This is a genomic window from Anaerococcus sp. Marseille-P9784 (genome assembly GCF_902500265.1).
Lineage (GTDB): Bacteria > Bacillota > Clostridia > Tissierellales > Peptoniphilaceae > Anaerococcus.
The window spans coordinates 275,326-286,388 of the sequence record NZ_CABVOZ010000002.1; the positions used below are offsets into that span (position 1 = coordinate 275,326).

Annotated in this window: 9 protein-coding genes; all 9 read right to left on the reverse strand. The window is 30.6% G+C overall.

The window, feature by feature from the left end; all coding sequences use genetic code 11:
- Positions 1 to 143: 143 nt before the first annotated feature.
- The 9 genes from GAN53_RS09970 to GAN53_RS05185 all read right to left on the reverse strand — a co-directional run bounded on the left by GAN53_RS09970 (position 144) and on the right by GAN53_RS05185 (position 11,060).
- The gene (locus tag GAN53_RS09970) at positions 144 to 599 is read right to left on the reverse strand and encodes a TnpV protein (RefSeq protein ID WP_412835129.1); all 456 of its coding nucleotides are present in this window, start codon (positions 597 to 599) and stop codon (positions 144 to 146) included.
- 749 nt (positions 600 to 1,348) lie between these two features.
- Positions 1,349 to 2,314: a DNA cytosine methyltransferase gene (locus GAN53_RS05150; protein ID WP_151409853.1), complete on the reverse strand. Its 966-nt coding sequence runs from the start codon at positions 2,312 to 2,314 to the stop codon at positions 1,349 to 1,351.
- Positions 2,307 to 4,028 carry a DNA topoisomerase 3 gene (locus GAN53_RS05155; RefSeq protein WP_151409854.1) on the reverse strand — a complete coding sequence of 574 codons (1,722 nt, stop codon included), beginning with the start codon at positions 4,026 to 4,028 and terminating at the stop codon, positions 2,307 to 2,309. The genes GAN53_RS05150 and GAN53_RS05155 overlap by 8 nt, the downstream gene beginning before the upstream one ends.
- Positions 4,029 to 4,120: 92 nt before the next feature.
- Positions 4,121 to 5,104 carry a nucleotidyl transferase AbiEii/AbiGii toxin family protein gene (locus GAN53_RS05160; protein ID WP_053308704.1) on the reverse strand — a complete coding sequence of 328 codons (984 nt, stop codon included), beginning with the start codon at positions 5,102 to 5,104 and terminating at the stop codon, positions 4,121 to 4,123.
- On the reverse strand, positions 5,097 to 5,708 hold the full coding sequence (locus tag GAN53_RS05165) for a DUF6088 family protein (protein WP_053308419.1): 612 nt from the start codon (positions 5,706 to 5,708) through the stop codon (positions 5,097 to 5,099). The genes GAN53_RS05160 and GAN53_RS05165 overlap by 8 nt, the downstream gene beginning before the upstream one ends.
- Before the next feature lie 73 nt (positions 5,709 to 5,781).
- A complete protein-coding gene (locus GAN53_RS05170) occupies positions 5,782 to 6,642 on the reverse strand; it encodes a CD1107 family mobile element protein (protein ID WP_053308420.1) in 861 nt (286 codons plus the stop codon).
- Between the two features lie 14 nt (positions 6,643 to 6,656).
- On the reverse strand, positions 6,657 to 8,240 hold the full coding sequence (locus tag GAN53_RS05175; RefSeq protein ID WP_151409855.1) for a stalk domain-containing protein: 1,584 nt from the start codon (positions 8,238 to 8,240) through the stop codon (positions 6,657 to 6,659).
- On the reverse strand, positions 8,227 to 8,466 hold the full coding sequence (locus tag GAN53_RS05180; RefSeq protein ID WP_016648544.1) for a hypothetical protein: 240 nt from the start codon (positions 8,464 to 8,466) through the stop codon (positions 8,227 to 8,229). The genes GAN53_RS05175 and GAN53_RS05180 overlap by 14 nt, the downstream gene beginning before the upstream one ends.
- 14 nt (positions 8,467 to 8,480) lie before the next feature.
- A complete protein-coding gene (locus tag GAN53_RS05185; protein ID WP_151409856.1) occupies positions 8,481 to 11,060 on the reverse strand; it encodes a CD1108 family mobile element protein in 2,580 nt (859 codons plus the stop codon).
- Positions 11,061 to 11,063 lie beyond the last annotated feature (3 nt).

The following is an 11,063-nucleotide window of genomic DNA, read 5'->3' on the forward strand; positions in this document are numbered from 1 at the left end:
AGTTACTATCTGCCCACTATAATCGGGAACTAATTCGTGGTTTTCATTAAATTCTACAATCCAGTAATCTTTCCTATTTTCAGTGTTTTTGTCATCAAAAAAAGAAGCTTCATCAGCTTCCTTTTTTTGACTTATTTCATTCTCTAAGCTTCCACGTATTCCTTGATTGCCATTCTCTTCACTGTTGCCATCAAGTTGTTCATCTGTCCTTGGTATTCTTCTGGATTCTCTCTTTTCATCTTCTCTGTCAATCCTTGTTCTTTCATCATCTTGACTTTCTCTCTCTTGATAAAGTCCACTGCCTGAGTCTGAATTTCCTTCAGGTGGTGCAAAAGTGTTTTCTCCTCGTACATTTTCTGAAGTTTCTTCCAGTTCTCCATGTCCTCGCTCCCTACCAGGTAAGACAGTCTTAGAACTGCGTATGTTGGATTCGGAAATCTCTCCATAAATTCCAGATCCTTCTCCATCATGTCCAAGGTTTTCTCTTCGATCTTCATCGCTATTTCCTCTGTCGCTTCCATCTGTGAAAACTCGTCCATCTCTACTTCTTGACCTATCATCTCGTCTATATAAATCATTTTGACCTCCTCTATTTTCATTTATATTTTCTATATCTTTATTATAGTCGGCAGCAGCCCTTTCTGTCAGCAGCCTAGTACGATCCATTTCCTTAGATTTTTCTATTGTGCTATCTATAATATCTTCACTAACCCTTGATATTACAAGACCTATCTGCTCTAAAGAAATTGTATTAATCCTAGAAAAATTATTTTTTAAATTTTCCATATCCATAGGATAGACTGTATTAAACCTATTAGCTACTGCATAGGATATTGAGTCTCTCATAAACTTTTCAAAACTCAGTCTATCATCTATATCTATTCTCAAATCAGCAAGAGCCAAATTAATATATTCATCTCCATAAATTCGACTCAAAGAAAATATATTTTCATTGAGTGAATCACTAACTTCAAATGAAAAATCTCTTATTATTTCTTTTAAAGCCTCGTTATGATTTTCGTGGTCAAACTGCCATAAGCTAACCTCATTAATATTCCTATCCATTGATGTGGTCTGACTTATATCAAAGATATATGAAATTCTTTGATTTACATCACTTCCAACTAAAATTGGAATACCCTTTTGACCTCTCATAACAACTCGACCAAAATATTTCTTCCACATATCAAAGGTCGCACAAGCTCTAGCTTCAGGTTCTTTGTTATATATACTTAATTGGCTTGAAAAATCATATTTTTGATTGTTACCTATAACTTTTAAGAGTTTTAAATATTCTTTTTCATCTTGTAAAACCTCATACTTTATTGTTTCTTCTATATTCTTAAAATCATTTACTTGCATTTCCTACCTCCGTTCTATGAATTTCTTTTATAATAGCCATTAAAACATCAACCACAATAGAATTGCCAGCCTGCTTATATAGTTTGCTTGAGGTGCAATTTTTTCTTCTTGGATGTACTTTCTCTAATTTGTCTATATCACTGTCATCAAAACCCATGAGTCTTAAACATTCTCTTTCTGTTAAATACCTATACTGACCATTTCCAATATCTATTATCCCAGAATTGGGTACTCTCATCTGTTTTGTAGAAATAGTATAAGAAAAATCTTTAATCACTTTTAGTCGCCCTTTAAAACTATTATCTATGCCTTTATTTAAAAATTTGAGCATATAAGGTTGGGTCATTGTGTAAAGTTCACTTACATCCTTTTCTAAAAATTCACTTAGTGGTCTTGTTTCTTTTCTCTCCAATTTATTAAAAGAAAAGTTATTTGCTCCAAGACATGAAACAACAAATATCCTTTCTCTTTTTTGAGGTATCCCAAAGTCCATTGCATTTAAGATTTCATATTTGCTTTCATATCCAAGATCTTCTAGCTCTTTTAGATAAATAAAAAAGGAGTCCCTCATATTTCTATCAAGGACTCCCTTTACATTCTCCCAAATTATCCATTTAGGTTTATCTTTCATTTCTTTAATTATTCTAATTGTTTCAAATAATAAGCTTGAACTAGTTCCTGAATTCTTTACTCCTCCCTGCTTTTTTCCTATTCTTGAAAAGTCTTGGCAAGGACTTCCATGCATTATTAAGTCTATCTTCTCATTAGGTGCTTTATACCCTAATACTGATTTTGGCTTATAATTTTCTTCATAAAGTGCGTTGTATGATTTAACACAAGCCTTATCTATCTCTACATAATCAACAACTTCATAAGGTATCTTTAAATTAATAAAAGCCTTTCTAATAGCACCTATGCCACCGAAAAGCTCTAATATTTTTACCTTATTCATTTAGATTATTCTTGTACCTGTCTACAAGCTCCTTTATACTATCTTCAATTTCTCTTAAAAAGTCTTCTTTATCTACTTCGCCAGAGCTAATCTTTGCAAGTTTCATTTCCCATTCAGATGTTGTTTCTGCCGACTTAAACTTATCCTCTACAATCGATACAAGTCTATTTCCTTTTTCTGATACAAGTAAATTTTTCTTATCTCTTCTTATAAGATCCTTATGGATAAGATTTTCGATAATTCCTGCTCTTGTAGCTGGTGTTCCTAAGCCTTTTCTTTCTACTTCTATATCTTTATCCAAGGATTCTACTCCTGCATTTTCCATAGCCTTTAAAAGTGTATCTTCATTATAATGACTTGGAGCTTTTGTAAATTTCTCCGATATTTTTTTAGAAGTTAGCTTAATTTTATCTCCAGTCTTTACATCTGGTAATTCATTTTCTTGTTTTTCCTTTCCATAGGTCTTTAGATACTTTGTATAACCTTCATCGATTATAGTCTTGCCACTTGCATTAAAGTTAAACTTGTCATATTCATATCTGATTTTTCTACTAGATTCCTTTAAGTTATCCGAACATGAAGCAAGTAATTTATTCTTTATTAGATTATAGATTTTACTTTCTCTATCAGATAAATCTTTGGCTTTTCCAATACCTGATATAGTAGGAATAATCGCATAGTGGTCTGTAACATTAGATGAATTAAAAATAGACTTAAAATTTGATTCATTGATTTTAAAGTCATCTTCAAGTCCTTCTAATAATTCTTTCATATTATTAACCATATCATCGGTTAAATACCTACTATCTGTTCTTGGGTATGTTATTAGCTTTTTTTCATACAGACCTTGTGCCAGATTTAAAGTGTCATTTGCTGAATATCCAAAATATTTATTTGCTTCTCTTTGTAAGGTAGTGAGATCATAAGGCTTATCTGGTTTTGTGCTTATATCTTTATCTTCTACCTCTGTAATAACTATTTCATCTTCTAACAGATTTAATAGTTGTTCTGCAACTTCAATTCTATCAATCCTATCTGATACAAGCTTCAATCCTTCATAAGATATGTCTACCGTATAATATTTTTGCTTCTTAAATAGGTTTATTTCACTATCTCTTTTAGCAATTAAATATAGAGTTGGAGTTTGTACTCTACCAACTGAATATGTTTCCTTGTAAATGCAAGAATAAAGCCTACTTAAATTCATTCCAACTAGCCAATCCGCAATAGCTCTTGCACTTGCTGATCTATATAAGTCTTCAAAGTTTTCTCCGTCTTTAAGATTTCTAAATCCATCTTCAATAGCTTTGTTTTCCATTGAAGATATCCAAAGTCTTTGAATTTTCTTCTTGCATTTAGCTTGATTATATACAAGCCTAAAAATAAGTTCTCCCTCTCTTCCAGCATCACAAGCATTTATAACTGTGTCGATATTCTTATCGTTTAAAAGTTTCTTTAAAACTCCATATTGTTTCTTAGTGCTTTTAGATACTTCATAAATATATTCTTCTGGAATTATAGGAAGAGTGTCTATCGTCCATTTCTTCCATTTTTCGTCTATCTTATCTGGACTTGCCATTTGAATTAAATGACCTACACACCAAGAAACAATGTATCCATTCCCCTCATAATATCCGTTTTTTCTTGATCTTGCTCCAATTACTTTTGCAATTGTAACTGCTACACTTGGCTTTTCTGCTATTACTAACTTCATTAATACCTCCATAAATAAAAAAAGAGCGAAAGATTTCTCTCTCGCTCAAAGTATTTCTCCTGAATATCGTATTATTTTCGGGTGAATTCTACTTACTTATTAATTTCTTTTTCTAGTTCTTTAAGAACTTTTATAATCTCTTCAAAGTTTGGATAGTCTCCATAAATCATTTCAGCCATAGCCTTATAATCTTTTTCTATTTCAGAAAATCGGTACTCTCTTGGGACTAACTTTAATCTACCATTTAATACTTCTTCATACCTTGCCCACTTTCTAGGGTAGAATTTCATTTTAAATTCAATCACTTTTTTTAATAATTCTTTATCCTCTAGGGCTTTGTTTTTATAATTTGAATCTGCTATTTTATATAGGTCATAAAAATGTCTTGCATACCTATGTGGCATAGGAGAAGATTCCGGTCTATTTGCTTCGTGATGAAGTATAGTTGCCTTTTCCCAAAATGTTCTCTCTGCTGATACTGTTCTTATAGTAGTTTTTCCTTTAAATACATTCGGATAGGCTTCTCCTATTATTGGCGAAATTTTAACATCAATTGCAGGTGTCCATGCTGCAAGACTTCCTATTTCAAGCCTTATATTTTGTGTCAAATAATTAGATTCAAAAATTTTAGGATATTTACATAGAATTGTTTGTGGGTCTATTGTATCTATGGAAAATTCAAAGTCCATGTCCTTTAAATCTTCTTCTAAAACTTTTAAAAATTTATCTCTTAAAAATACTTCTGTTTTTTCGTTAACTTCTTTATTGAATTTATCCTGCTTGGTATTTGACCTTTCAATCCATGGTTCTTTTTCTTCATATCCTAATACTCGCCAATCTAAGATTAGATCTATATCTTCCGAAAATCTTTCTATAAGTCCAAAACACTTTGAAAGTGATGTTCCACCTTTAAAGGTTAAATATTCTTTCCATTTATTTTCATTAAATAGATAGTCTAAGATAAAAGTGACCCAATAGTCTTTTTCAATGACTGCCTCAGATATATTTTTCTTTCTGGCTGTATTTACTATTAAAATTCTTAAGTCTTCTTTGTTTCCTATATAAAACTTATTCATTTTCACCCTCAGAAATTTCCCTTATTACTTCATATATCCATGATGGAACTGATTTTGATTCGTTCATTAAGTCTGTTCTTTCTTTTTCACTTAAGTTTTCTCTTATCTTTTGCATAACTTCATTAGTTATATTTTCTTTGCCCAAAGATTTAATTGCTTGAATAACTGTTGCAGTCTTTAGGGACATATTGGCAATTTCTCCTGGATTTACTTTTTTAAATTCTAAAACCGTATCTCCAATTTTATATTCCTTATATCTTCCACTAGATATATATTTGTAGTGAGTTGGAACTTGTGTGGATAGTCCTAATAAGTTTAAGGCTGTACTATTATATGGTGCAATATTCCAATTGTATTTTCTTGCTATGGCAAGTGCTAATTCGTGAATTGATACTGCTTCGTACTCTCCGATTAATTCACTATATCTTGGATTGTAATAAAAGCCATCAACGACACGCTTAATTTTTCTTTCATTAACCATTCTATTCAATGTCTTTCTAGCAGTTTCATAAGAAGCAATATCTAAAAAGTCATTAGCAAAAAATACTTTATGTGAGTCAAAATCTTTTATTTTATCTGATATTTTTTCTGTATATGAACTCATTACAATCCTCCTTTGTCCCAAATATCATATCATATCTGGGACAAAAGTTCAATTGTACTTAAATTTAATATCCTTATAATAGTTCATCATCTTCATCTAAAGATTCTTCATAACTTTCTTCATTGTCAGATTCATCTTTTGACTCACTAATATAATCTTCATCATCTTCTTCAAAGTCTTCCAACATTCTATCTTCTTTTGCTTTGACTACCTTAAAATAATATCCCGCTCCTATAACTCCTCCAATTACAAGTGCAACAATTAGAAATGAACCTATCCCGCTTTTCTTTTCTTCTTTTACTGGAACAGTCTTAGGTTCTTCTTTTTTTACTTCTTCTTTCTTAGGCTCTTCAATCTTTATAGTATTTTTATCTTCTGATTCAATCATATTAAGTAGGTCTTGCTCTCCTACTTCTGTCAATAGCCTTACATTATCTTGATTTGATGAGTGATCTACTATTAGGTGCATAGTTTTTCCACTTTTGGTTTGAAATGTTAAAAATTGTCTTACATCAATTGGATTTTCTTTATCTTTTTCTGTATCTCCACTTGGTGTAATATCTTTTCCATTCCTATCTACATTTTCAATTACTGAACCTCTTGCCTTATTTTCTTGTGTCGCAAGATTATTTACTGCCTTTGTATTACCACCTTTTACAAGGGGTGTTTTCTTAGGAGGATTATTTGAAGGCTTATTTGCTTCACTTGTATTTCCTGGTATCCTTGGAACATCTTGATAAGGAATTTCTTCTTTTGATGGTGTGAAAACATCATCTTTCAACATTTTTTCAAATTCTTCTTTTTGTGGTTCATAGATTGATTCGTTTTGACTTTCTATTTGCCCTTCATTTGTCATCGCAAATGTAGTTGCTGGTACTGTAAATGTAAAAAGGAGTAACGCTATGGCTACTCCTCGTTTAATACTCTTATTCATTTTTCTATCCTTTCTTATTTTACATTTTTAAATACATAGACTGCTTTTCTAGTATTGTCCCATTCTATTGTTTGGTTTTTACCATCTTTAATATCTCCATGACTTGCTCCAAAAGCTTTAGCAATATTTGAAATTGAAGCATGAATTCTTCCATTTATAATAACTGGCTTAACATCTGAATTATAGACCTTTCCATCTGAATCTTTCATAACACCAGTATCAATATTTAGTCTTAATGTCTTTTTAGCTAGGATATTATTCTCTTTATTTGAGAAAATAGCTTCACGGGTAGAGTTGTCATACTCAACATTAAAACCTAGAGTATAAGCGATATATCTTACTGGAATCATAGTTCTTCCTTGATCTACATAAGTTTTTACATCCATATAGACTGTTGTCTTACCATCTTTATTGATAATGTTATAAAAGTTTTTGTCTACTTGGAAAACTGCAAATTCTTTTTCATCTTTAACTTGTTTTTTGGATTGTTGTTCCTCTTGCTTTTTCATCTTGTTAAGATCAAATTGATTTAGGATATTCTTGTCATCAGCTTTCAAAATTTCGTCCCACTTCTTATCTTGAGATTTCTTATCTTCTTTCTTCTCTTTATTTTCTTTTTGGAGTTTTAGAAGTTCATCTAATTTCTTAGATAAGTCTTGGTTTAGATTTTTATCTTTTTCATCTTTAGCTTGTTTTTCAAGTTCTTCTTTCGATTTTTTATTTGCTTCCTCGATTAACTTCTTTGCTTCTTCGATTTTCTTATCTAATTCTTCTTTTAGCTTTTTAATTTCTTCTTCAGAAGCTTTTTGTTTTTCTTCTAGTCCTTTAATCTTATCTTCTAATTCTTTTTTTGTATTTTCAGAGGATTCTTTTAAACTATCAATAGCCTTTTGAAGCTCTTCAATTTTCTTAAAGCATTCTGACTTAGAATTTTCTGTCTCTTTCTTTTTAGACTCTAGGTCTTTTATCTTAGTATCTTTTTCATCAAGAGCTTTTTCTAAGTCCTTAATTTTATTATCTTTATCCTCAATTTCTTTAGTCTTCTTTGCAAGTTCTCCTTCTAAAGACTTGAGCTTTTCTTGCATTTCTTTGACTTTATTTTCGTTTTTATCAGTCTTTTCTTTCTCAGCTTCTAACTCCCATTTTGTAGATGAATAATCTTCTTTTAGTTTTGCATTTTCATCTTGTAATCTTTTTAATTCATCTTTAAGCTGAGTAATCTCTGCTATTAGTTCATCATTATTGGAGTTTTTAAGATTCTCAATTTCTTTATTCAATTGAGCAATCTTATTATCTTTCTCTCTAATCTCTTCTTCTAACTTAGATTTTTCTTGTTTTAAGTTCTCTCCATTATCTTTGCAAGATTCTAGCTTTTCCTTTAATTCATCTATCTTTGATTGGTCTTCTTGTTTCTTTTCATTTAAGTCTTTGATTTGATCTTCTAAATCATTAATATTACTTATAGAACTTTCTATCACTTTTTTACTACCATCTGTATCATCAGCTTTAGCTAGTACATTAGTAGTTGAAGTTGATGTTAAAACTAATAAAAGAGCCATAAAAAAGGCTCTTAGTCTATTCGTATTAAATTTCTTCATTATGAATGTTCTCCTTTTCTTTTAATTTTTCTTCTCTTTTTCTATCATTGATTTTCTCCACTAATTCTTCCAAGCTAATATTGTTCCTCCTAAGAGTTACAATTATTTCTTCATTTTCAACTTGTATTTCTTCATCGCAAATTTCCTTGTATTTTGCATTTAAATCTTTTAATTTCTCTTCTATTTTTTTCTTTTTGTTCCTAATACTTATAAGTTTTCTGTTCACATAATATCTCCCTTCTATCTTGGTCTTCCAAAACCATAAAAGTGTGATTTCCAATATTTTGAATTTATTGATGTGTATTGAATTGGATCTCCTGCGTGAATCATCATTCCGTTACCTGCGTATATTCCTACGTGAGATATTGGTGTTCCACTGTTATATGTTGAGTGGAAAAATATAATATCTCCAGGTTGAGCTTCACTTGGACTTACTGGATTACAATAGTCTTTGTATATTCTCCATGCAGTTGTTCTTGGCATTCTCTTTACACCAGACTTTGTAAATGACCAACATACAAAGCCTGAGCAGTCAAAGTTAGATGGTCCACTTGCTCCAAACACATATCTTTTGCCTATATGTTTTTCTGCTTCATTAAATAAGGCTTTGGCAGTAGCTGAATCAAAAGCAAGACCAGGATTTCCAAAGTTTGGATTATCTACTATTTCTCCTAAGTCCCCATTACCTGATCCAAAAACATCACCCATATTCCCCTTAGCTTCAAGAAGAGCTTCATAATGAACTACATTATCTGGATAATCTTTAAATATTTCCCTAACAACTTCATCCATTTCTTTTTTCTTTAAAGTTACAATTAACTTTTTATATTCGTACTCTTCTTTTTCATAGCTAGTATAAGGGTTGCCACGACTATCATATCTAGTTTTTGCTACTGTTCTTGTTCTAATTTCAATTTCTTCCTTAAAATCAAGTTTATACATCTTATCGAAAAGCTCTTTTAAAATTCCTTTTACTTCAGATGCCGATTTTACTTCTCCACATCTTGAAGTTATATAGGATAAAAGTTCATGGGTATTATGACCAATTTCTCCTTCTTTATTTATGATATATTCGTCATATCCAGGGTGACTTGTTTTTACACTTTCTATTTGTGATTGTAGGTCATATTCCATTGATGAAAATTCTTGATTTACTTCACTTAGAACTGTATCTTGTGATAGGTATGTTGTTGTCATTACTGAGTTTACTGAGTTACTTAGTCCACTCATACCAACACTTCCACCACCAATCATGATTGATAGCATAAGACCTAGTCCTATTACTAGAAATAGAACCATCTTACTTTTTCTTACGATTAGCTCTTTAGAAGCCTTACCTAAACTTAAAATAGCTTTTTTAACTCTATCGACAAGTCTTGTTTCGTGTTTTTTAGCTATCATGCTCTTCATTTGCTTTCTCTGGTAAAACTTCTTAAATCTATTTTTCTTTATATAGGCATCTGACTTTTTTAAATCTTCCAAGCCGCTCTTAAACTCCAACTTGCTTTTTCTCTTTCTTATTTTCTTATCAAGTTTAGATAGCTTTTTTAAGGACTTTTTCTTTTTGTCTATCTTATACTTCCTTATTCCATGCTGAAGCTTAGAGCTTACATTAGCGGCCTTTTCTCCAGATTCTACACCAGTATTGTCAGATCCTGAACTTAAATAATCTCTCACTAACTCTGAAGATTTTGCTCCAGATAATAAAACCCCAGAAGATAGACTTCCTTTAGTTTTATTCTTTAAGATATTATCCTTTAGCTTACTTTTAGACTTTTCAAGCTCTCCAATCTTTTTATCTGAGATAAAGTCTTTAACATCTTGTGCTTTCTTAGAATCTTTCGTTGTAACTTTCTTAGATTCATTTTTTAAGTCATCAATTTTCTTGCGAGTGAATTTATCACTTTCATAATTTTTTCTCTTGTAGTAAGTCTTCTTTTTATTAACTTTCTTTTGTTCTGAAGGTTTAAGGCTTGTTTCCTTTTCATCTTTTATAAATTCTTGATTATTGTCTTTAAGCTCAGAATTGTCAAAAGTCTTATCTGTATCAACTTTGCTTAGCTTATTTTCTTTATCTATCTCATTAGAAATTTTTTCCTTATCTCTAAACTTCTTTTCTTGATAAAGTTTCTGCTTTTGCATTTTATCGATATTAGTATTACTTTCATTCTTACTTACTTCATCTTTAACAAGCTTATCTTTTCTATATATTCTCTTACTTTTCTTCGCTTCAATAGGTTTATCTTCACTTGTCTGGATTCGCTTAGACGCTCTCTCGTTAATTTTGTCTTGGAATTTATCCTTACTATGGATAAGTTTATCCTCATAATTTTTAAGAACTTGTCTTTTACTTGATGCCTTCTTATTACTTATTGGTTGAGCCTTAGCTGAAATATCATCTGTTGTTAGTTTATTAGAATTAATATCTCTACTGTTTTCACTATCAAAATTAACTTTTTTAAAGTCTAAATCTAACTCTTCATCAAGTTTAAAGCTTTCATCTGCCCTTATTTCAAGATTAGTCTGTTTAACTTCATTAGCCTTATCCTTATTATCTAAAACTTCTTTTCTGATTCTTTCCTTGTTTTTAGACTTCTGAAAATCTTTTAGTTTATCTTGTTTTTGATTTTTAGCTAATACATTCTCATGAATAAGTTTAGATTCTTTTTCTGAAATTTTATCTCCGAACCTATCCTTAGTCTTAATAATCTTATTTGTATAATCATCTGAATGAACAAGTTTACTATCCATATTTTTTTCAGGAGCGTCCCTATTTCGTATAATTTTCTTTTGAAAATCTTTTTTTAGTTTTTTATCCATGTT

Excerpts from the sequence above, each read along its gene's own strand:
- GAN53_RS05185 (WP_151409856.1), bottom strand. The coding sequence starts at position 11,060 with ATGGATAAAAAACTAAAAAAAGATTTTCAAAAGAAAATTATACGAAAT.
- GAN53_RS05150 (WP_151409853.1), bottom strand. The coding sequence starts at position 2,314 with ATGAATAAGGTAAAAATATTAGAGCTTTTCGGTGGCATAGGTGCTATT.
- GAN53_RS05155 (WP_151409854.1), bottom strand. The coding sequence starts at position 4,028 with ATGAAGTTAGTAATAGCAGAAAAGCCAAGTGTAGCAGTTACAATTGCA.
- GAN53_RS05175 (WP_151409855.1), bottom strand. The coding sequence starts at position 8,240 with ATGAAGAAATTTAATACGAATAGACTAAGAGCCTTTTTTATGGCTCTT.
- GAN53_RS05160 (WP_053308704.1), bottom strand. The coding sequence starts at position 5,104 with ATGAATAAGTTTTATATAGGAAACAAAGAAGACTTAAGAATTTTAATA.
- GAN53_RS09970 (WP_412835129.1), bottom strand. The coding sequence starts at position 599 with ATGAAAATAGAGGAGGTCAAAATGATTTATATAGACGAGATGATAGGT.
- GAN53_RS05170 (WP_053308420.1), bottom strand. The coding sequence starts at position 6,642 with ATGAATAAGAGTATTAAACGAGGAGTAGCCATAGCGTTACTCCTTTTT.
- GAN53_RS05165 (WP_053308419.1), bottom strand. The coding sequence starts at position 5,708 with ATGAGTTCATATACAGAAAAAATATCAGATAAAATAAAAGATTTTGAC.